The following is a 21,435-nucleotide window of genomic DNA, read 5'->3' as shown; positions in this document are numbered from 1 at the left end:
GCACATTTCAATGCAGTAGAGAGTATCGAAAGTCCACAAAACCCTATTCATATTGCCGCCACGAAGCTGGAAAAAACGCTGGGTGCAAAGATCAGGGGAGATGAGGGTGAAGTATACGAATGGTAGGCACATAACAAAGCAATCAAGGTGATGCGTTACACTCGGCGGTTTTGGTATGGACTCCTGTGTGCTTTGCTGGTTAGGTGGGGCACACCTTATTGCAGGCGTTATGCCAAGAGGTAAAAATTCAGCGATTAAAGACTAATGATAAAATGAAAAGTTATGATAATTACAATACTTGATTACATCTTCATGATTGGTGCGGTTGGGATTTTAATATCTATTGTCTCTTTCATCTTTATGATGATTTTTGTGAAGAGCCTAAATCCTTATATCATGTTAGTAATGATTTCAGTATTAATAGTAACTCCATTGGCTGGAACGTTTATCCCAAACCTAGTGAGGTCAGAGTTACATGAAAAGTTAGGTGGTGAAATTATCAGTGTTGTTTCTCAACGTGGAATTGATAAGGCTAAGGTTCTACATAGCCTGAAAGACATGTCTTCTCCTAAGTATAACAATACTCATCCACTTGAACGATTTATGTTTAAAGTTAAAACTACCGAAGAAGAAATATACTTAGAATTGGCAAAAGACTCTAATGACAATGAAGTGTATTGGGTTTATTACCCCAAATATTACTACAGTGGAATAAACGACGTTGGTAAGATAAAGCTCTCTAAGTAGTGGGCTTTGGCATAACAAAGCAATCAAGGTGACCCGTTACACTCGGCGGTTTTGGTATGAGGTTCGGTGCGCTTTGCTGGTTTTGTGTGGGGCACCTTATTGCAGGCGTTAGGCATGGGAAAAGCCTGCTTTATGATCTGGTCGTAACCGCATCGCTCAAGAACGGGAAATCTTAGGCCACTCGTTCATCGTAAGGCTGTGTAGTGGTCAACTAATTCCGGACAGTAAGTTAAGTCGATTTTCTACTTCAGCTGGTGCGATACCACCACTATAGCTGTGTGGTCGTTGCCAGTTGTAATAGTCCATCAGATAAAAACTGATATCCTTCATTGCTTCGGACACAGAGCGGTAACCCGCTGTGGGCACCCATTCTGACTTCAAGCTCCGGAACAGCCTTTCCATAGGCGCATTATCCCAACAGTTGCCACGGCGGCTCATGCTCTGCTCCATGCGGTAGCGCCACAAGTACTGTCGGAACTTACGGCTGGCGTACTGGCACCCTTGGTCAGAGTGAAACAGTACACCCTCAGGACGGCCTCTTTGTTCGTAAGCCATCGATAATGCCTTTGTTACTAATGCTGCGTCTGGCTTGCCAGATAGTGCCCAACCAACRACTCGACGGCTGAACAAGTCAATAACAACGGCGAGATAGCACCATCGATYTCCAGCCCAGATATATGTAATGTCGCCACACCACACTTGATTTGGCACGCTGACATCGAACTCTCTGTTCAGGCGGTTTGGGATATCTGGACGCTCAATGGTCGCACTTCTATATGCATGAGAGCCAGGTTGCTTACTCATGAGCCTGGCTTCTTTCATCAAGCGTCTCACTTTKAAACGACCGACGGTGTAACCACGCTCGCGCATCATTGCARCGATAGAGCGGCTCCCAGCCGAACTACGGCTTAGAGTAAATAAACGCTTTACTTCACTGTGTAAAGCCAAGCGCTCAACATTAACGTGTTGCTGCCTTTGTTTGTACTCGTAGTAGCTTGATGAGGCGACTTYGAACACGGAACAGACCATTTCAACCGTATCATGCTCCCTCAACTGGTCTATCAGCGTGTACGTTCGAGTTCGTCCRACATTAAGAGAGCAGTGGCCTTTTTWAAAATGGCTTTTTCTCGCTCCAGGCGATTAATACGAGCCTCTAGTTCTTGAATCTTCTGCTGCTCTGGCGTCAACGCTTTAGAGTTCGGTGTTGATCCATTCCGTTCCTCTTTTAGTTGCTCGACCCAGCGCCGCAATGCTGTATCTCCAACATCAACAGCACGACTTGCTTCTGGAATTGTATAGTTTTGGTCAAGCACTAGACTTGCTGCATCACGCTTGAACTCTGGACTAAATGATCGACGTTTTTTGGTCATTGAACACCTCTTAATGAGTGGTAACTTTACCACCTAAAATGGTGTCCGGCTTTATTAGACCACTACATTTTCGTTTATCTCAATATCAGGAAGAGATATGAATATTTTCGTAGAACATAATGTTAGGCAGAAGTAATCCTTCAAAAAATTTGTCATTAGACTTTTTTTGTCATATGAATAGAGTATCGGGAGAAATGTCTGAGGGTAAAGGAAGAGGTGTGTGTGATGATTGATATTATGGAGGCTATTAACTTATATTTAGTAAGTAAAAGTCAATATTATACATTGTGGACTTTTTACTTTACAGCAAGTGCTGGTATATTAGGTTTTGTTTACGGTAATCGTTTTGCTAGGAAAAGTAAACTAGCTAAAGTTATTGCTAGTATTTTATATATGATTGTTATTTCAGGAAATTCTGATGCTATTTTTTCAACTCAAAAAGTTTTGAGTGAAACTATAACCCAGATTGAAGCTGTTGTTTCTGATAATTCTATTTCAGAAAACAAGGGACAAATTGAAAAAGTTAATATTAAACCAGCCATAAGTGTGTTTGAAGTTACTCCAATTAACAATGTTAAGTGGTCTTATTGGTTTGGGACGTTTTTGGTGTTTGTTGGGATTTGGTTTTTGAATATAGTTAGATTAATTAGTGATTTTAACTCTAGGTGGAGCAAAAAAAATGCCTAACAAAGGCATCAAGGTGATTTGTTACACTCGGCGGTTTTGGTATGGATTTTGGTGCACTTGGTAGGTTAGTCATGGCGCACCTTATGACCAGCGTAATGTTGAATCTGTAATGTGATATTCCAACCAGCATGTTCGGCAGCAATGCCAAACCACCAATAGACCATAAAGGTGAGAAGGCCGATCAGTAACAGGATATCGAGATGGGTCATTGGTTCGGCTAAATGAGCTTTGATTATCCTCACATTTCAACTATGACGGTGTCACGTTGATGTCTGATTTAACACTATAAGAGACATCAACAGTGGGGTAGTTAGTGTAATTGAATATTTTGTTGCTCCTCATCGGCTTCGAATTGTCTGTATCAATAAATCCAGTGGCGCAACATTTGAGGCTCTGGATTTATCGCCGTTATACAGCCATTCGTCATTGCCAAGTTCGCTATTTTTCTCGAGAAAGCAACTTCGGTTTTGTTGCTGCCGCAGACTGTGCTGGTTAGCCAAGTTGGCCTTAAAGTCTTACTCATCACGATTTCCTTAATTCGGGTTGTTACTGGTGTAAAGCGAATAACCGACATAAAAAGTAGCGCAGCCGATGGCGTAATTGATTACTGGTAAATATTCCATCATGAAACCTCCATTGAATTTGGTAGTAGCTGCGGGTCGAAAATCCTTATCCGGTTGGTTGTGTGCCAGCAGCGGGCGTCGCCTTTGAACAAACCGCCGGGTTATAATTTGGCGCAGCCTTCGGGTAGTGATTCGCCGCAGTATTTGCAGGTGCCCAACTTTTCTTTGATTGCTGAGATTAGGCTTTGTAGAAGATGGCAAATGGCGCCTGAAAGCAGTGGAATGGTCATTCAGAGAGTCGGGCTTGCAACTTTAGATAAAGCACATAGGTAGGTTGTGTTAGTAGAATCTAGAACAATGGTGAGGAGGTTACCGTACAATGCTATATTTTAGTGATCCATTACCAGCGCAGTTTGAGCAAGATTATGGTCTTAATTGCTTAATTAAAAGCATATTTGTGGTAAGCTTTGCACCCTTGGCTTAAGAATTGATTACTTTAGTGTAACATGTACTTGTAGACTACTAGCATGTCCTTTATCTCCATTACTTTTCTGTTTTTTTTACCCATAGTTTTTCTTGTTTACTTTATTGTTCCAATGAAGCAAAAGCCCTGGGTGATGCTGTTTGCAAGCTATAGTTTTTATGCATATTGGGATTGGCGTTATCTCCCATTAATCTTTATTTCTACGATTGTGGACTACTACTGCGCTCTCTTAATGGGAAAGTATAGTGAGCGATCAGAGAGACGACCTTTTTTATACTTAAGCCTGTTGGTTAATTTGGGTATCTTAATCTCATTTAAATATTGGAATTTTGTCGGGTCTAACTTAAATGGTCTCTTTGATTTAGAACTGGAATTGCATAATCTTTTATTACCACTCGGCATTTCATTTTATACTCTTCAAACACTAAGTTATACATTTGATGTGTATTTAGGGAAAATAAAGCCAGAAAAGAAACTAAGTGACTTCTGCCTATATGTTAGCTTCTTTCCTCAACTTGTAGCTGGCCCTATTGAACGCAGTGGTCACTTAATCCCCCAACTTAAAACGCTGGGGATTCCCACACAGAAACAGTTTCGTCATGGTTTACTTTTAATTGTTTGGGGCGTTTTTTTAAAACTTGTTATTGCTGACAACTTAACAATATTTATTCATTCTATTTACTTTGTAGACACCATTTACCCCTTTTGGATATACTGGCTAGCCGGTGGATTAGCTTTAGTTAAAATATACTGTGACTTTATGGCTTATTCTGAAATGGCAAGAGGAGTAGCAAAGTTATTTGGGGTTGAGTTAAGCATTAATTTTAGACGTCCCTTGTTTGCTAAAACTTTACGGGAGTTTTGGCAGCGCTGGCATATTTCACTAACTCGTTGGATTGGGGACTATGTATTTAAGCCTCTTGCACTTAAGTATAAATCTAAGGTTTATCGAAATGTCATTACCATACTGACACTATGTCTTATTGGACTATGGCATGGAGCTAGTTGGAATTTTATTATGTTTGGAGTGCTTCAAGGCGTGATTATTCTACTTTGGGATCCTATTGCATGTGTTTTTAATAATAATATAAAGATCGACATAGCATATCGACGAGCAATTGGAATGCTTATGGTTGCGATAAGTATGATGTTTACAACTACAATATTTTATATTGTTGATACAACGATACTGATCGAGATTATTCAGCGTCAACTTGATGTTACATCAATGTTTATGCCATTTAGCCCATTCAAACTTGAAGGTAAGACCTCCTTTGTTTTTTCTCTTAGTGGGATTTTAATTCTGCTGTTACATAGTTATCTTTGTGAATATAAAAAAATTGATATTTTTGAGATGGTAGCTGTCCGTCAATCTTTTTATAGTTGGCCAATTGCACTGATTATATCGATGTTGATCATATCTGTTGGGAAGTTCTCTAATGAGCAATTTATCTACTTTGAGTTTTAAGCAAGTTGCTAAGTTTGCAACGACCTTATTTTTGGCTGTAAGTGCTATTAGTTTTTTGTTGCAGTTTTTTTCTAAAGAAATGAGTTCTGGTCGGTATCTTAGCTATCAGCAATATTCTAATAAAATGGCTGATTACTATGCGGTTAGAGAAAGTGTCGAGGCTGTTACTTTAGGTCCATCTCATTCAAAGGCCGTTCATTTTCAATCTCTTGCAGTCAAAGGGGTGAGCTTCTATGAGTCATTTGGAGATATTGAAGAGGCTCATTTTAAATTTCAACGCCTTATTCAAGAAACACCAAAATTAAGGTATGTTTTTATTCCTCTGTCACCTGGATCCTTAGCTTTAAATAACAGTAACTCTAGTCTTGATAATAATAGGTTGCGTAATGTTTTAAGGAATACCCCACTTCTCAAATTAGATTACATACGTTATGCTAATGAGCTTTTTTTAAATCAGCTTGACTATTATATGCCAATTTTTGATTATCAGGTTTTAATAAGGAGCAATATTTCTAAGTATATAAGAGGTGGTAATAATGAGTTTAATGATAAAGACTGCTTTTATAATTACTCTCCTAATCCGAAGTGGTTAATTGAAAATGGTATAGTGGGTGGGTATAACCGTAACCTAATGAAACCTGAGTGTATAAGTAAATATGCAAAATCAACGATAAAAAATCATGTAAATGCATTTAGTAAATCATTGTCTAAAGAATATGATGTTATTGAAAAGAACACTCAGAGGTTAATTGAAATAGCGGATTCGTTAAAAAAGCGCGGTGGATCTTTGGTGCTTTTTATTCCACCTATAACTCGTGAGTATTATTCGTCAACAGAAATTCAATCTTTTCTACCAGAACATTTATCTATATTAACAAACTTAGCTGAACATTCAGCCATCCAATTCTATGACTACCATGATTTTTTCTACAAGGATTTGGATACTGGGGTTAATGATTATTTTAGTGATGATGATCATCTAGCTTTACCTGGTGCTATAAAATTTAGCTTGGCATTTAAGGTAAAATTAGATGAGCACAGATATTAAATACACATCAGCCTTAAGTGATCCGAACCTAAAACTCAGAGAATGAGATAGAATATGGATAATTTGGCTCAAAGCGGATCAATTGACCCGCGTTTGGTAACTGCAACGCGTGCAGCTCCTCATCAAGTGGTTTGATCAAGTTGAGTAAAATTCAATTGAAAGTACTTAAGCTGATGGGGCAAGGGGAGGATGTTACGCCTGAACAAATTGCGCAACGAAGTTCGTTATCCAATTTGTGGCCCAGTACAACGCTGAGACGTTTGTATGAACGAGGCTATTTAACCCGGCGCTCTGAATAGAGTAAAACGGGGGCATTTTTTCGATACAGCAAGCTTTACTCTAATAGCTAGGTGAATAGTTTTAATAGCTCATTGATGAATTCAAGCCATAGGTTTAGGGTTTCCATCATGCTTGCCTATTGTGTTAATTTGTGACGTCTACTGTGAGTTGCTATGCAGCTCAAGCTAACCTGAATGAGCTGCATTGGGGTTAAATCACGTTAAAGCTATTTATTTTAATATCAGTGCTCTCATAATGTGATTTGTTCGCTCATTGCAAACATTCAAAGGTGGCTAGTGTCACCGTAACATGCTTGACCCTGGTCATCGATAATACAAACAAGATCGCTTCCGGCACTAACGCTAATTGGATTAGAAAGAGGCTGTTCAAATATTGGAGGCCCGTAAATTGAGCCTGTTACATTTGCTTCCCCCCAGCATTTAACGGAATTACTATCAATACCACAAGTAAAACCTCTACCAGCTGAAATGGAAATAGGCTGGAAATCTTGAGGAATATTTTTATTTAAGTCTCCATAACCCCAACAATGTACACCGTTAGAAGTCAATGCGCAGGCGTGGTAATCACCTGTGGTGATTTGAGTTGGGTTATCTAAAGTAGGGATACTAGTTTGACCGTAACTTGCGTGCCCCCAACAATGTCCTTGACCATTTGAGATTGCGCAACCGTAGAAACCCGATAAACTCAGATCAGAGATATTGTTCAATGGTGGGTTTGATGTTGGATTATTAATGGTTATCATGTTACTACATGAGCTATCACTACAGTAACTGCCTCCTTGATATCCCCAGCAATCTAAGCCTGCACTGCCTGCCGCACAGCTAAAACTCTCACCACTAGCAACTATATATGGTTTGAAGAAAAGAGGGGAATTCAGTTCACCATTATAGTTTTTACCCCAACATTTTACGCTATCAGATACGATCTCGCAGGCATGATGACTCCCAACGCTAACAAGCTCAACACCTTCGGAATTTGGAGGTTCTGGAAGAGATATTAACGTTCCGCTCATCACATTGGAGCCAGCACAACTTAATTTTTTGTCAATCACGCTACAGACTTGCTTACCTGTAACTGAAACGTGATCGGAGTAATTAATTCCAACATCAGAGCTAACCTTTGGATCTGACGGATCTGATGATTTACAGCCGCATATAATTGCTACAACTATTAACACGAATACATTTCTATACATCGAATTTCCTTATTTTATTCAGCTAACAGTGTATTACTAAGTAATCCGTATATGCCCGAAACCACACTCGATTAGAAATGCACACTAGCTTAGATTGTCAATGAATTCAGCAGCTTACCACCAACAACTTGACGATTCAAGACGCTAGATCATTTTTGAAACCAAGACTTATAGATTTTGTTTAACGAGACCATTAGTGGAATTTATCTGATACTTTATTTATAACGGATATACACTCATAACCGTTCAGGATAATAAAAAGATCTAATCCCCATTAGATAAAACAACGTAAGGTACTTCTGAGAGCCTATATACTGCCTACGATGTCAAATCGCGCGTTAAAAAATTTATTCGGCTCCCTTAGTCACCATCACCGTTAGGTTGGTACCGCCATTACTTGGCGGCACCTTCTTGAAGGCGTTATGCGTAACGCTTCTATGATTCTCACCGACCAGTAAGAATTCAATGGCGCCCGATAGCCTGAATGTTGCTCTGTGCAACTTCGGTTATTTTGGCCATGGCTAGGTCAGCAATACGCTTTAGATCTTGTATTGAAAAAAAACCTGGCTCTTTGATTAGTTCTGGAATTTCTGAACGCCCAAATACCATGCAGTCATTAGGAACAACCTGCGTGCTAACTACCTGGCCTTGTTCCATGACCATTAATAATCGGTCGATTTAGTGCAATGAGTCTTAAAAATCATGTTGTTAGGTATCCCGCAATTAGCCGCAAAGAGGCAAGGCTCAAACATAGAATCATAATGGAATTGAGGGAGTGAGGCCGAAATCCCTAATGGGGTTGGTGGTTGTGGTGAGGTTTGCGAAGTCGATACGTTAATCTTCTTCGTTTATCTCTGATATCAGGAAGATATATACTATTTTAGTAGAACATAATGTTATGCCGATTGAGAGTGCCTTGTACAGATATTGCTCAAGCTTGATAGAACCTTACTAAGACATACATTATCAAGCCTGTTACGAGAATTTGATATAAACTTATGCTCGTTATTTATTAAAATTCATCAGGATAGAGCCTAAGCTCTCAGAAATATGTTACCTGAATTTTAAATTTAATCGCTGTAAATGCTACTAAAAACATAACAAGAAGAGCCATATGATCAAACGTCCGCTATTAAACCCTCGTAACATAGTCTCTATTGATGAAAATATCTCATCACCAAAATATGCTTATAACAGTAAAGTATGTTTCTTTGATTGCCATCCAGAACAACCTGCTTGGTTAAAGGAACTATTTATCGTCTGGGGTATTGTTCGTAGGGTAGTTTTTGATGATAAAAAACAAGAAATTGCCTATCAACTCTATCTTCCTTCTGATCGTCGGACAATATATGTTTATGAGAAAGAACTTGTAATGAATTATGTTGATAGCAAGATTTCTTGCCCATGGGGTACTGTCGAATCCACCATACAAGACGGATTGATGGTGAAGGTGGGTGAGAAAATTGAACCAAAAGTGTTATTAGATGACGTTGTAAAAGCGCTTGAACTTGATGCCGTCGATTATATGCAACATAGACGCAGAATTCATGTATTACTTAAAACTGCAAAATCTGTTGTGCGGGTTAGTTATGATCGTCAGCCAGAATATAGGGTCTTCGCAAAGAAGGCTACTTATACGCAAGCTGCACAGGCGCTACTCATGTAGTATCGATATGACAAAGCATTCAAGGTGACCCATTACACTCGGCTGTTTTGGTATGAAGTTCGTAGTGCTTGGTGAGTTAGTTGTGGGGCACCTTATTGCAGGCGTAATACGTCAGAGGAGGAAAGGTGAGATTAATTTGGGAAGTTAGTGATTCTGATGTCGTGCAGTGGCGTAGTTTCGTTAATGAAAATATCAATAATGCTTTTTGTTCGTGACCGTCAGAAACGGAATCTTGATAGGACAACTGTTAACGTATCGTGAGACTATTTGTGGCATGTGCATGTTGGTTGTCAAGCTACATCAGTCCAAAGGTCTGGACCCAACTCACCAGTTTTTAAGAAAGAAATGCAGCTAATTTCCTCAGCGAAAACTTTAAAGGTATTGGTTTAAAGCAGTCACGTAATTATATCCAATGGTTGGGTATATCTCAGTATGAAATCCCTTTGGATAGTAGAGTTACGAAAGTAATGAAAAGGCTAGGTGTATCTTTTGTCCCCAAAGCAGCGGCTATGGGCGATCCAGAAGTATACTACATGGTACAAGGTGGCCTTCAATTGTTGGCAGACAAATTGGATATTAAACTCTGTATTCTCGACGCCTGTATTTCCTCTAGCTGTGATGAATAAGCAAACAAGACATTTAAGATTGATTCCTAACGCTTGGTATTTTTCATTCCATCGTTGGTTTTTGCGTTTAAGGCGCAATGGTTTAGGTACGGTATTAGCGCTTTTCACATCTGAAACCTGGTGTTACCCAAAAATGGCCTACAACTTCCAATACCTTCTTTATAGCTGATCAGTTGCGTTGATGACTATTCATCTAAGGTTGTAACTAGTTGAGATTATTCAGATATAACTCTCTTGATTTCCTTTAGATTTCAACTGTGACGGCGTCACGTTTACTTATGATGTTGTGTGGGTATCTGTTTGCAGGAGTTTATGCACTCGGTGCAATGCCAACATGGCTGTTTACAGTATCTAGGCTAGGTCTGCTGCTATAATTGAGAAGGGTTGACAGGTTTGCTAGGCAGTGATGACGGATAATCTTGTAATCTTAATATCAGATTATTTAATAGCGACCTATTCGGCAGGCGGATGCGAGTGGTAGGACTGTGGGTGATGAGACGTTAATTCCATTAGCTATTACTAACTTTGTTTAAGGGATAAACCTTATGTCAGATAAGAAAGATTGGTGGGATAAGTTAAATATTGTATCCACAGTTGCAATTGCAGGAATGGTTGGTTATTGGGGCTACGCAATTGATAGGAGTCAGCAATCAATTCAGCTTGAGTTTAACAAAGCGACGATGGATTTGCAGAAGCAACAGCAAGCCGCTCAAGCTAAGTATAATGAAGCAGTTATAAAGCTGGATTCAGAACGAGCAGAAGTTGATAAAAAACAAAAAGAGCTGGATTCTCATATTAACTCTCTACGTTTATCTATGGAGAAACTAAAAATAGAAGCTGACACACGAAATAAAGATGAAGATCAACTCACTCAGAGATTAGCAGTTGTTACTACTCTTATGCCTCATATATCGAAAGATGAAAATTCTAGGAAAGTTGCGATAATTGCACTGTCTAAGCTTGGGTCAGAAGACATGGCGATGGAGTTTGCTAGTATCTACCAAGATACAGAAGCCAAAGAAGCTGGAGATGAAATACAAAATCATGGTATATCAAGGGAGCAAGGTAAAATACCAACACCAATATTTAATAACTTGTCATTTGATCCGAACAATGTAAAAACTGGCTGGATGTATCTTGGGCGTAAAGATGGAGTAAAGTGGAGCGGCAACTATACAGTCTTGGATGACCGAGATTCTGTTACCAGTCTTAACGGCAAAGTTGTAACAGTAAAAGAGGGTGTTTCAGGAGTCAATATTAGGACTGGTTATCCTTCAATGTTAGGGAAATTAAAACCGACTATTCATACACTTAAACCTGGTAGTGAAGTTCGTATCGGAAGTAAACACCATTATACATTTAATGATTTCATTTGGGTTAGCGTCGATTATTCACCACCACAAAGTTAGCAAGGTTACATGGATTCACCTGGTTCAGGTACCATTTGAAGATGGTGGCTTGGCTGGAGATTTGAACATCTCCAGCACTTCTTTATGGCTTGCTGCTGTTAGAGAGGGAGTCATTGGAAACCTTGAAAGTCCTACGCCCAACATAGGTATCAAGATGGTGCGTTTGACTTGGCGTTTTGATTACCTTCAAGATAGAGAGTCGGGTAAGGTCGTTGAAGGTAGTAAAAAGTATAAAGTAGTAGAGACTATTTGGAGTTTCACCTTGGAGGATGGTCAATGGAAAGTATCGGATATTGAAGAAGATGATATGTGTCTGGTTTATGCGAAAACAATGAGGGAGCTACCTAAGATTGAAAGCACAGTCGAAGGTGATTTGAGAGCCTAGAAAGGTAATCAAGGTTTCCCGTTATACTCGGTGCTTTTCGCATGGAGTTAGATGTAGTTTGCAGGTTTAGCTCGGCGCACCTTATTGCAAACTTTCGCGTTATCATTAACAAATAAAAGGTATATTGTGAAAAAAAACATAATGAGAATCGTAAAAGTGATTGTGGCCCTGTCACTTCTTTTACCTACGATAACATCAGCAAATTCTTTGCTAGTAAAGGTTCCCGGTACGGCTATCTCAATGAACTCTCCAGAAGGGTTTACTTTGTCTGAGAGCTTCTCAGGTTTTGAAAGTTTAGATACAAGTTCAAGTATTCTTATTGCAGAACTTCCTAAAGAGGCATACCCTCAATTGAAAACCCTTTTTTCAAACTTGAAAATCGCTAAACAAGGGTTCGCTGCAAAGGGAGTTAATATCTCAAAGCTTCAAACTTTAGAGGTAGGAGATACCACAATTCCATTACTATCCGGTGTTCAAGAAGTACAGGGAATTGTTGTTAATAAATATGTGGCTTTACTTTATGGAGATTCAACTGCTCTTGYTACTTATAATATTTTAAATGAAGATGAGTTCTCTTCTAATAATGTTGTCGAGTCTCTGAGGTCAATTGTGATTGGGTCAGAAGTAAAGGCAAGTGAAAAAGCTAAAAGCTTATTGTTTAAATTCAAAGAAGTTCCGCCATTTCAGCTAGCCGATGTAATGGCTGGCTCTTCAGCAATATTAACAACTTTTGATGGAGTAGATCCAACAGGAGAACGACCAATTTTGATTATTGGAAATTCTTTATCGTCATCTTCAACTAATGATATTGAATCGTTCTCTGAACAACTATTACGCTCTGTCTCAGGGTTCAAATCTTCAAAAGTTATCAACTCTAGCCCAGTAAAATTTGCAGGCTTAGATGGCTATAAAGTGCTGGCCACGTATGATGATAAAACGATTATTCAATATGTTGGTATAAAGAGTGACGGGCAATATATTCGATTAATATCAACCGGTTCGAGTAAGTCAGTTAATGAGTTAAAGGGTGCCATTGAGTCGATTGCTGAGTCAACAACTTTCGTGCGCTAATTTGGCCTAAGATGCAATCAAGGTGCTCCGTTACACTCGACACTATGAAGGTCGATTCAGTACGGGGCACCTTATTGCAGGCGTTTCAAGTTATTTTAACCGCAAGAGCCTGAAAACATGTTGTAAGCACTTTTCCGAGCTTTTATGCTCAACTATATACATTCACTTGTGAAAAACACTAATGAATGTATGTATAATATCGTTCTATTAAGAAATGAGAAAGAAAGCTTTGTATGAAAAGGATTTTTTCGATAGCGACTGTACTGTCACTTGTAGGCTGTACATCAATACCTGAGGTTGAAGAACTAGATGCAATCGAATCTGTACAAATAGACACTGCAGTTTGTTCACTCTACTCTCCAACTTTATATAGTGAAGAATTTCTTCAAGGTGATTTCTTTGATGCTTGGAAGTACGAGAAAGGTATTGGAAGAGAAATCAATATAGATAAAGCGATGGCTTTGTATAAAAAGAGTGTCGATACACGAAAGTAAGCAAACTTAGCCTCACTACATAATGACTATATATTACTTCAACGTAAGAATTTAACTTTTACTGAAGCTGGATTCGATTCGGGGTGGGTTTTTAGTTACATTAGATCTGGGGAGAAGGATGATTTTGGTAAACTGACAGAGGAGGAGGCTAGGTGGCTTACTGTTCATTCTCTTTGTGGTGAGCCGACTGAACAATATGCAGTAGGATTGCTTAATATTAATGGCGATTTTTTTAAGAGAGATATAAATACAGGAGTGTACTTTTTAACACTTGCTGCTAAGCAAGGGCATTACAGGGCTCAAACTGCACTCGGATTAGCTCTTGCTGAAAGAGGGGAAACTCAAGCAGCGATAGATTGGCTAACTCTAGCTAAGAAAAATGGATCGCCAAACTTGGAAGGGATGATTCAATTTTTAGAAAATACTAAGTAGGGACGTCTGGTACTTTCAAACTCTTCGTGAACCATAAGCATGCTTCGAAGAGTTTTAAAATCAATACGTAGTGTCTACGTAAGGCCGTTGGGTCTCATGTTAACGTGTTATACTCGCAAAAGCGCTGGACGCGAAGTATTATGTTCAGCAAGATTAATCGAAGAAGTGCCTAAGTTATGTCGTATCCACCTTGTCCAAACTGTTCATCAGAATACGTATATCCAGATCAGAACCATTTAGTATGCCCTGAATGTGCTCACGAATGGAACCCCTCAGAAGTCGATGCAGAAGATACCATAACGGTTAAAGATGTTAACGGAACTCTGCTTTCTGAAGGTGATAAGGTCACTCTAGCTAAAGATCTCAAAGTAAAAGGCAGCTCGCTTGTACTCAAAATTGGGACAAAAGCGCTTGTTCGACGTATTGTCGATGGCAAGGACCACCAACTAGACTGTAAAGTTGATGGCGCGGGTGAAATGATGGTGACAGCTCAGTTTGTTAAAAAAGCCTAAATAAGCCTTCAACCCCTACCAAAGTACAAACGTTATTCGAGTGCGCCACCGTAATCTGCCGTGACGCGCTATTTTCCCGTTAGGATTCACGTTATTAAGATGCTGATAACATACTTTATTCATCTCTGAAGTGAATTGTGACCGTGTCACGGGGTGTATTATGAATACTCAACTTAAAGGTTTTGAGGTTCTACGATAGTTGTCGAAGTGTAACCTTTGTCAAAAAATAGAAATAGAGTATTGAGACAATCTGTTATTCAAAACCATATGGCTAACAAGTTATCAAGTAGGGTGTTAGACTAAAAATAATGCTGTCTATTAATTTCATAACCAGTGGCTATAACACAACTGTGATTGCAGAATACTCAAAAGGAAATGTTCAATGATTTACATATCGCCAAATAATTTATTGGAGATACCTCTCAAGGAGAGAACTCAAGTCTTTAATTTTTGTTATTTGCTGTTTGGAGAAATTCTTGTTCATCATGACGTGAGTAAATTGACGTGGTCGGGCTTTGATAAAATGATCGGAACAAGTAGGTTTGATGTTCCGGCTAAGCATTATACTAGTATTGAAAATGATGAGTTAGATTATGATAAGAATATTATTAGGCACAGTTTGTTAAAATCATTATTTCATCACAGTCCAGTAATTCATAAACGACTTAAAAATCATGTCCTATATATTAATTCACATTTTAGTCACGATAGTTATTTTAAATGCTTAACTGAAGAGCTCAATAATAGCAATCGACCTATATTGCCTTTAGAAGTTTTTTTGTACGAAGAGTTCAAAGCTCAAGGAGGAAACTTTGATATAACAAATGATCGTCTCTTCTTCAAGGAGATGATTTTTTCCTTCTTTTTCTCATCTTACTTGAATAGAAAATATTCAGTTCCAACTCTTTTTACTGCTCATGAGCTATATTTTATTAAAAAAATATTGAGCAGTGATAACTTTACGTTATTTGAACAAGATAATTATTTAAGTCAAAGGCTTGAAACTAACAATTCACATGAATTCATCAAAGGGGCGTTGGATTTGTCTAATGAACCGGAGAAAATAGCACAAATAACGTTACCTGATTTATCACTAGTGCCGTTAGATGAGTTATCAAAATTTATCTATAAAGAGAAAGCGAAGCCCATTTATATCAAGGTATTATCATTATTTGATAAGCATGATAACTTGACAGAAGCTGATCTGCTATATGAACTTATGTCGATATATAAGGATACCGCTTTTAAACTTTGTCCTAGTGTTAAAGATATAATGGTGTCGGTTTTGTCTAATGTGCCTAGCTCTTTGCTTTTTAACCCTATCGGGCTTTATGGTTCAGGTCAGCTGATTAAAAACCACTTTCAAACAAATGATGATACTTCATTTCTAATATCGATGAAAAAACTGAGCAAACTCAACTACAAAGGACGTACATTGTTCTAGGGTAAGGCGATGTGTGTAAAATAAAAACCCTGCATAACCACTAAATTCTTAACTGTTATGCAGGGCTAAAGTGTTAATTACTTAACTATATAATATTCACTTTCTGCGGGAGGCCAGCTATTCGCTTTTTTGAGCTCCGCATCGAAGAATGCCTTTATGCTGGTATTGATAGCGTGTCCAAGCGATTGCTTTTTAGGTGCCTTTTCTGAATCTGAGATGTAAGTGTTATCGGTGAAATCAAAGTGATTTGAGCCGGGAAACACAACCGAGCAAACAGAAGATGCGTCGGCAAATAATGCATCGTTAATACGAGGATATAGTTCACCTTCTCTAACTGGTTTCAATCTGTCTGTTTTATCGGCGTAGAAGAAACATGCCGAGGCTTGAAGTGGCTTTTCACTTAGCCAGTGGTATTGATTTCCATCGAGGTTAACGCCCGCTTTAATGACAGGGCTTTGGTCAGTCATGACGATAGTGATGTTACCACCAAAAGAGTGCCCAAAAGCGCCCACAGCATCTAAGTCCATATGTCCTTTAAGAAGTGTCGGAATATTACCTGATTCAATTGAGTGTAATGCGTCAATTAACATCAAGTTATTCTTATACATAGGATTGAAATTGTTCAGCATGCTCTGTTGGAAAAGTTCATTGGCTACTACTAACTTTCGGGCTTTAAGCCATTCATCTAGTTTGACTGCGTTCTCCATACGGACAATATCAACCATGAGGGCCGCATCTTCTTCCTCTGTGAATTTCACTGGGGTGTAGTTCGCAGGTACGAGTACTCCAGATTTACGTTCTATGAGTCGGGTTCTACCTGGGTGACTTATTGCCAGCACGATATAGCCATGACTGGCTAGGTATTCTAACTGCGTCATACTGAACCGAGGAAAGGTGAGGAAGCCATGGTTATAAATCAATACAGGGTGTTTGCCATCTGCGATAGGGAGATCGAAAAAAGTCCAAGAAGGCGGAATGGTCGAAAACATCGACTTTGAATTACCGTCTTTAACGTACGTATCTATTAAGGCAGGTGTCAAATAGCCAACTCGTTTTTCTGTCGTTTTCGCAGTGCTAGGATACCAAGATGAAACCTGAATCCAGTTTTCATCATTGTAAACTTCAAACTGATGGAAGCCGATACGGTATGAGCCATCTGGCTTGGGAAAGTTAAACTGATATCTTTCACTGGCATAAGCAGAAGAAGCTAAGAATAACAATGTAGCGATTGCGGTGATTGTTAACATTAAGTGTCGAAAGGTACTAATCATATAACTGTCCCTATTTAGAAAACGAATCGTTTACTTGGGGTTATGTTGTCTGTGTGGTTGTATAGTATTATTCCAGTATTTTGAATAAGACGTTTCGTAAATAGCAGGTTTATCATCGAAAACATATGAAATTGCGACTGCGGATACACGTATAGCATGCGAACTAATTGGGCTTTCATGGTGCAGTGATCTCAACACTAAGAGTTGAAGCACGAATGTGATGACAAACAATAGTTGTCATGGTTAATTAGCTATAAGTAATTAAAGAGGAGCGTAAGAGGCATGGGGATAAGTATTGTTGCTCTACTTATTGGTATAATCTTCGTCGTCTTTGCGATTTATAAACTTGGGGTGTCACGTTTGGTGGGAAAGTTTGGGCTGTGGAGTCGATGATATTATTTGGGCATATGTGTGCTGGTATTAATCAGAAATGAGAGATTAGAAACCAAAAATATACATATCATAATGTCTGCCAGATAGAATTATGGCTGGAATTATCCATTAAGGAGCGCTATGAAACTTCAATGCCACTGCGGAAACATTCAAATTACCGTGAAGCAGCTACCCAAAGAGCTTGGGGATTGTAACTGTTCCATTTGCCGTCGTTACAAGGCGTTGTGGGGCTACTATACACCCGATGATGTGGTGGTAAAAGGAGGGGAGGTATCCTCATATATTTGGGGTGATAAAGATGTCGAGTTTAAACGATGCAGTCATTGTGGGTGCATTACGCATTATGTCTCAACCACGAAATGCCCTGAAAAAATAGTGGCTGTGAATTTTCGAATGGCTGAAGAGAAGGTGTACCAATCTGTGAAAATCAGGAAGATTGACGGCGCGTCATATTGAGTTTTGTGCTTAAAGTGGAGCTGTTTTATTTAAGCAGAGCTACTTTGATTTACCAACTTAATGATTTTTATCAATAACGTGTCATTTTTGTCTGATATTGTTACGCCTCGCCATGCAGATAGTAGCTCTTATAATCAGAAAGCTCGGCATTTGTCATTACGAATAGGAAAACAATAAAGAGGGGAATATGACAGACGAAAGAGTAAAGTTTTCAGACAGCGACAGCCTTATATCAACAACGACATCTGACAGTCATATCACTTATTGTAATGAGGATTTCTGCCAGGTAGCAGGCTACAAGGAAGAAGAACTACTAGGTAAACCGCACAATGTTATTCGCCATGCTGATATGCCAAAGCCGGCATTCGGTCAGTTATGGGAATATATCCAGTCTGGTAAAAGCTGGATGGGATTGGTCAAGAACAAATGTAAAACCTCCGGTCATTATTGGGTATCAGCTTTCGTCACTCCCATTATGGATAAAGACGGGAAGGTGTATGAATACCAATCAGTCAGAACGCAACCGACTGATGAGCAGATTTCACGGGCATACTCACTCTATTCGAAGTTAAGAAAAGGAGCGGTTTCCGTAAGGCGTATAGAATGGATGAACCTGTCTTTCGGTTTGACGTTTGCACAGCTAGCCGTTCTTATTGCTTTTGCCTTAGGGGCATTTTCAACTCCCGCCATGCTAGCAATACTCACTCCACTTATCATTGCCCAGGTTTCGTTTTCATTCTTACTCAGAAAACGAATAGCCTCTCTGAATACTGTTGCTAAGGCACATTACGACAACCCCCTAATGGAGCAGCCATATACCGGGCATTGTGATGATGTTTCCCGTATTGAGTTGGCCATGATGATGAAGCGTGCCGAACTAAGAGCGGTAACTGCGCGGGCGAACGAAACATCTACCCACCTGCTCCAAGCGGCGAATGAAGAAGTTCTTAATAGCCAGGCAATTGATAATGAGTTGGGTGAGCAGGATGTGGCAACCGATGCGATGGCCGTTTCTGCCGAGGAAATGCTTGCCTCTATTGCAGAAGTGTCAAATCAAGCCAAGCAAAGCTCTGAGTTTGCTAACGATGCACAGAATAAAGCGCAAGAAGGGACACAGACCATTGATGAGGCGGTAGAGACGGTGCGTGAGTTGAGTCAGCACCTAGGTAGCTCGAAAACAGCGCTTGATCAACTGTACTCTGATGTTGATGGTATCGAGACTATTCTGGAAATGATCCAGGGCATCGCGGAGCAAACTAATCTGTTGGCACTTAACGCGGCGATTGAAGCTGCAAGGGCCGGTGAGCATGGCCGCGGTTTTGCTGTCGTTGCTGATGAAGTGCGGGCGCTATCGGCGAAAACCAGTGCTTCGGTTGATGATATCCGTTCGAAAATAGAAGTGCTTCAGGCAACTGTTAATAAGACCGGCAGCTTGATGGAGGAGGGGATTAAGTCCTCTGAACAGAGTGTATCCAAGTCGCAAAAGAGTAAAGAATCATTCGAGGCGATAGTGAATGACTTAATCTCGATTGGGGAGCAAAGTACCCAGACCGCTCAGGCTATTACAGAGCAGGTGCAGGTGACCCAGGGTATGAACGATCATGTCGTTCGGATGAACGGTGCTATTCAATCCACCAAACAACTCTCATCATCTTCCGTTGAACGCACTAATGCGCTTGTAGGCAGTTTAGAAAGTTTACAGCGTCTGGTTCGTCAGTTTAGCGAGTCATAATAAATGAAGCGCCCATCAATCACTGATGGGCGCTTGTGATTACTTCATACCGTCGACTTTTTTCTGCAATGCATCAAGTTGTTGCATTTTCGCTTTCAGGCCAAGGGATTGAGCGCTGATACTTGCCGGGTTCATTTGAGTACCCGTCTGCATTGGGTAGTCCGGCAGTGTTTTGAAGAAGTCGCCCAGTACATCCTGAATTGGAACGAACAACCACATATTGTCGGCCATCCAGCGCATGTACATGCTTGACTCATGCGGTGCTTTTTCGAATGGGTCGGCACGCAGGTGGATGATCTGCGGCCAGTTTGGCGAGAAGCGCACAGCATCGACAATGTTCCCTTCCATCACAGCGAAGTTCAGTTTCCAGTCGTTCCAGCGTACGGCGTTTAGCTCGGCGTTAGAGCTAAAGTACAGCATGGATTCACGAGGGCCTTTGTCTTCTTTTCCTTCAAAGTAAGGTTTGAAGTTATAACCATCGATGTGAACTTTCCACTCCTTGCCATTGGCCTGATACCCTTTGGCTAGCTTCTCTTTCACATCATCAACGCCGGCTGCTGCCAGCAGGGTTGGCAACCAGTCTTGGTGCGCCATCATTTCATTGACTTTGGTGCCTGGCTTGATCACGCTTGGCCAGCGTACCAGCTGAGGTACACGCATACCGCCTTCCCAGGTGGTTCCTTTTTCCCCATAGAAAGGTGTGGCTCCGCCATCAGGCCAGGTCACGGTTTCGGCACCATTGTCAGTTGAATAAATAACAATGGTGTTGTCAGCAATGCCGAGCTCATCCAGCTTATCAAGCAGCACACCTACCTGATCATCGTGCTCAAGCATGCCGTCTGCGTAGATGCTGATACCGGATTTACCCTGATATTTCTCCTGCAGGCGAGTCCAGACGTGCATCCGGGTTGTATTGTGCCAGATGAAGAATGGCTTATCGGCCTTGACGGCTTTTTCCATGAAGGCCAGTGAGGAGTCGAGGAACTCTTCGTCAGCATGTTCCATACGCTTACGGGTCATCGGACCGGTATCTTCAATCTTGCCGTCAGCATAGGACTTGATAACCCCGCGAGGGCCGTAGTTTTTACGAAATTCCGGATCTTTCGGGTAGTAATATGTTTCTGGCTCTTCTTCGGCATTGAGGTGGTAAAGGTTACCGAAGAATTCGTCAAAACCATGGTTGGTAGGTAGGTGCTTGTCCTGATCACCAAGGTGGTTCTTACCAAACTGTGCAGTCATGTATCCCTGATCTTTAAGTAGATCGGCAATGGTTGGCGCCCAGTCAGGAATACCGTGATCAGAACCCGGCATACCGATAGTCAGAAGGCCTGTACGGAAAGGCTCCTGGCCGGTAATGAAGGACGCACGACCAGCGGTACATGATTGCTGGCCGTAATGATCGGTAAACAATGCCCCTTCGTTGGCAATGCGGTCAATATTCGGAGTTTGGTAACCCATCATGCCTTGGTTATAGGCACTGATGTTCCAGTAACCAACGTCATCACCGAAAATCGCCAGAATGTTTGGCTGGTCGGCAGCAGTTGCCGTTCCAGCGGTAGCCGCAAGGCCAACACTGAGTGCCACTTTGTTTAAATGATTTGCCATATCAGATCCCGTTATGCTCGTGTCTGGTTCAGAAATATGAAAGGTAACGATCTGAATACCCTCTGAGTATTCGTTGG

General features: G+C 40.4%; 20 protein-coding genes. 14 read left to right on the top strand and 6 right to left on the bottom strand.

Translation table 11 applies throughout. The annotated features are described in order from the left end of the window. Positions 1-282 precede the first annotated feature (282 nt). Entirely contained in the window at positions 283-747 is a 465-nt protein-coding gene (locus L4D19_RS28795; protein WP_428455225.1) for a hypothetical protein, read from the top strand. A 207-nt stretch (positions 748-954) separates the two neighbouring features. Here the strand turns inward: L4D19_RS28795 and L4D19_RS28790 are convergent. Beyond that, a protein-coding gene (locus tag L4D19_RS28790; protein ID WP_428455224.1) for an IS3 family transposase occupies positions 955-2,117 on the bottom strand; the annotation gives its coding sequence in 2 pieces (ribosomal slippage) (positions 955-1,862 and positions 1,862-2,117; 1,164 coding nt in all). Positions 2,118-2,339: 222 nt separating this feature from the next. Here L4D19_RS28790 and L4D19_RS28785 point away from each other — a divergent pair. Then, positions 2,340-2,804 carry a hypothetical protein gene (locus L4D19_RS28785; protein ID WP_428455223.1) on the top strand — a complete coding sequence of 155 codons (465 nt, stop codon included), beginning with the start codon at positions 2,340-2,342 and terminating at the stop codon, positions 2,802-2,804. A 361-nt stretch (positions 2,805-3,165) separates the two neighbouring features. On the opposite strand, the gene L4D19_RS28780 is transcribed toward L4D19_RS28785, so the two are convergent. After that, positions 3,166-3,327: a hypothetical protein gene (locus L4D19_RS28780; protein WP_428455222.1), complete on the bottom strand. Its 162-nt coding sequence runs from the start codon at positions 3,325-3,327 to the stop codon at positions 3,166-3,168. 567 nt (positions 3,328-3,894) lie between these two features. On the opposite strand from L4D19_RS28780, the gene L4D19_RS28775 reads away from it, so the two are divergent. Then, entirely contained in the window at positions 3,895-5,319 is a 1,425-nt protein-coding gene (locus L4D19_RS28775) for an MBOAT family O-acyltransferase (RefSeq protein WP_428455221.1), read from the top strand. Beyond that, entirely contained in the window at positions 5,291-6,367 is a 1,077-nt protein-coding gene (locus L4D19_RS28770) for a hypothetical protein (RefSeq protein WP_428455220.1), read from the top strand. Before L4D19_RS28775 ends, L4D19_RS28770 begins: the two co-directional genes overlap by 29 nt. A gap of 562 nt (positions 6,368-6,929) precedes the next feature. On the opposite strand, the gene L4D19_RS28765 is transcribed toward L4D19_RS28770, so the two are convergent. After that, a complete protein-coding gene (locus L4D19_RS28765; protein WP_428455219.1) occupies positions 6,930-7,862 on the bottom strand; it encodes an RCC1 domain-containing protein in 933 nt (310 codons plus the stop codon). Positions 7,863-8,324: 462 nt separating this feature from the next. Continuing rightward, positions 8,325-8,525, bottom strand: a complete 201-nt coding sequence (locus L4D19_RS28760) for a hypothetical protein (RefSeq protein WP_428455218.1) — start codon at positions 8,523-8,525, stop codon at positions 8,325-8,327. 451 nt (positions 8,526-8,976) lie between these two features. Between L4D19_RS28760 and L4D19_RS28755 the strand changes: the two genes are divergently transcribed. From L4D19_RS28755 to L4D19_RS28720, 8 genes are all read left to right on the top strand, one after another. Further along, positions 8,977-9,528: a hypothetical protein gene (locus L4D19_RS28755; protein ID WP_428455217.1), complete on the top strand. Its 552-nt coding sequence runs from the start codon at positions 8,977-8,979 to the stop codon at positions 9,526-9,528. Positions 9,529-10,699: 1,171 nt separating this feature from the next. Beyond that, positions 10,700-11,563 (top strand): hypothetical protein, encoded by an 864-nt coding sequence (locus tag L4D19_RS28750; RefSeq protein ID WP_428455216.1) that lies wholly within the window; start codon positions 10,700-10,702, stop codon positions 11,561-11,563. A 49-nt stretch (positions 11,564-11,612) separates the two neighbouring features. Then, positions 11,613-11,948, top strand: coding sequence for a Tim44 domain-containing protein (locus tag L4D19_RS28745; RefSeq protein ID WP_428455215.1), 336 nt, complete (start codon positions 11,613-11,615; stop codon positions 11,946-11,948). Positions 11,949-12,074: 126 nt separating this feature from the next. Beyond that, a complete protein-coding gene (locus L4D19_RS28740) occupies positions 12,075-13,019 on the top strand; it encodes a hypothetical protein (protein WP_428455214.1) in 945 nt (314 codons plus the stop codon). Between the two features lie 233 nt (positions 13,020-13,252). Then, entirely contained in the window at positions 13,253-13,513 is a 261-nt protein-coding gene (locus L4D19_RS28735) for an SEL1-like repeat protein (RefSeq protein WP_428455213.1), read from the top strand. 207 nt (positions 13,514-13,720) lie between these two features. After that, a complete protein-coding gene (locus L4D19_RS28730) occupies positions 13,721-13,945 on the top strand; it encodes an SEL1-like repeat protein (protein ID WP_428455212.1) in 225 nt (74 codons plus the stop codon). Positions 13,946-14,121: 176 nt separating this feature from the next. Then, complete coding sequence (locus L4D19_RS28725; RefSeq protein ID WP_428455211.1) at positions 14,122-14,457, top strand: zinc ribbon domain-containing protein YjdM; 336 nt, start codon at positions 14,122-14,124, stop codon at positions 14,455-14,457. A 382-nt stretch (positions 14,458-14,839) separates the two neighbouring features. Beyond that, positions 14,840-15,901, top strand: a complete 1,062-nt coding sequence (locus tag L4D19_RS28720) for a hypothetical protein (protein ID WP_428455210.1) — start codon at positions 14,840-14,842, stop codon at positions 15,899-15,901. Positions 15,902-15,978: 77 nt separating this feature from the next. Here L4D19_RS28720 and L4D19_RS28715 read toward each other — a convergent pair whose 3' ends face one another. Beyond that, positions 15,979-17,172: an alpha/beta hydrolase gene (locus tag L4D19_RS28715; RefSeq protein WP_428455209.1), complete on the bottom strand. Its 1,194-nt coding sequence runs from the start codon at positions 17,170-17,172 to the stop codon at positions 15,979-15,981. A 513-nt stretch (positions 17,173-17,685) separates the two neighbouring features. Here L4D19_RS28715 and L4D19_RS28710 point away from each other — a divergent pair. After that, entirely contained in the window at positions 17,686-18,021 is a 336-nt protein-coding gene (locus tag L4D19_RS28710; protein ID WP_428455208.1) for a GFA family protein, read from the top strand. Between the two features lie 187 nt (positions 18,022-18,208). Continuing rightward, positions 18,209-19,753: a methyl-accepting chemotaxis protein gene (locus L4D19_RS28705; RefSeq protein ID WP_428455207.1), complete on the top strand. Its 1,545-nt coding sequence runs from the start codon at positions 18,209-18,211 to the stop codon at positions 19,751-19,753. A gap of 39 nt (positions 19,754-19,792) precedes the next feature. On the opposite strand, the gene L4D19_RS28700 is transcribed toward L4D19_RS28705, so the two are convergent. Continuing rightward, complete coding sequence (locus L4D19_RS28700) at positions 19,793-21,358, bottom strand: arylsulfatase (protein ID WP_428455206.1); 1,566 nt, start codon at positions 21,356-21,358, stop codon at positions 19,793-19,795. Positions 21,359-21,435 lie beyond the last annotated feature (77 nt).

Origin of the sequence: Photobacterium kasasachensis, assembly GCF_050336885.1 — a bacterium.
In the GTDB taxonomy this organism is placed as follows: Bacteria; Pseudomonadota; Gammaproteobacteria; order Enterobacterales; family Vibrionaceae; genus Photobacterium; species Photobacterium kasasachensis.
Note: the sequence above shows the minus strand (reverse complement) of the source record. Positions and strands in the feature narration are given on the sequence as shown.

What these genes read in the sequence shown, in the direction of transcription:
- L4D19_RS28795 (WP_428455225.1), top strand. Translation starts at nt 283, where the DNA reads ATGATAATTACAATACTTGATTACATCTTCATGATTGGTGCGGTTGGG.
- L4D19_RS28780 (WP_428455222.1), bottom strand. Translation starts at nt 3,327, where the DNA reads ATGAGTAAGACTTTAAGGCCAACTTGGCTAACCAGCACAGTCTGCGGC.
- L4D19_RS28775 (WP_428455221.1), top strand. Translation starts at nt 3,895, where the DNA reads ATGTCCTTTATCTCCATTACTTTTCTGTTTTTTTTACCCATAGTTTTT.
- L4D19_RS28770 (WP_428455220.1), top strand. Translation starts at nt 5,291, where the DNA reads ATGAGCAATTTATCTACTTTGAGTTTTAAGCAAGTTGCTAAGTTTGCA.
- L4D19_RS28765 (WP_428455219.1), bottom strand. Translation starts at nt 7,862, where the DNA reads ATGTATAGAAATGTATTCGTGTTAATAGTTGTAGCAATTATATGCGGC.
- L4D19_RS28760 (WP_428455218.1), bottom strand. Translation starts at nt 8,525, where the DNA reads ATGGTCATGGAACAAGGCCAGGTAGTTAGCACGCAGGTTGTTCCTAAT.
- L4D19_RS28755 (WP_428455217.1), top strand. Translation starts at nt 8,977, where the DNA reads ATGATCAAACGTCCGCTATTAAACCCTCGTAACATAGTCTCTATTGAT.
- L4D19_RS28750 (WP_428455216.1), top strand. Translation starts at nt 10,700, where the DNA reads ATGTCAGATAAGAAAGATTGGTGGGATAAGTTAAATATTGTATCCACA.
- L4D19_RS28735 (WP_428455213.1), top strand. Translation starts at nt 13,253, where the DNA reads ATGAAAAGGATTTTTTCGATAGCGACTGTACTGTCACTTGTAGGCTGT.
- L4D19_RS28725 (WP_428455211.1), top strand. Translation starts at nt 14,122, where the DNA reads ATGTCGTATCCACCTTGTCCAAACTGTTCATCAGAATACGTATATCCA.
- L4D19_RS28720 (WP_428455210.1), top strand. Translation starts at nt 14,840, where the DNA reads ATGATTTACATATCGCCAAATAATTTATTGGAGATACCTCTCAAGGAG.
- L4D19_RS28715 (WP_428455209.1), bottom strand. Translation starts at nt 17,172, where the DNA reads ATGATTAGTACCTTTCGACACTTAATGTTAACAATCACCGCAATCGCT.
- L4D19_RS28710 (WP_428455208.1), top strand. Translation starts at nt 17,686, where the DNA reads ATGAAACTTCAATGCCACTGCGGAAACATTCAAATTACCGTGAAGCAG.
- L4D19_RS28705 (WP_428455207.1), top strand. Translation starts at nt 18,209, where the DNA reads ATGACAGACGAAAGAGTAAAGTTTTCAGACAGCGACAGCCTTATATCA.
- L4D19_RS28700 (WP_428455206.1), bottom strand. Translation starts at nt 21,358, where the DNA reads ATGGCAAATCATTTAAACAAAGTGGCACTCAGTGTTGGCCTTGCGGCT.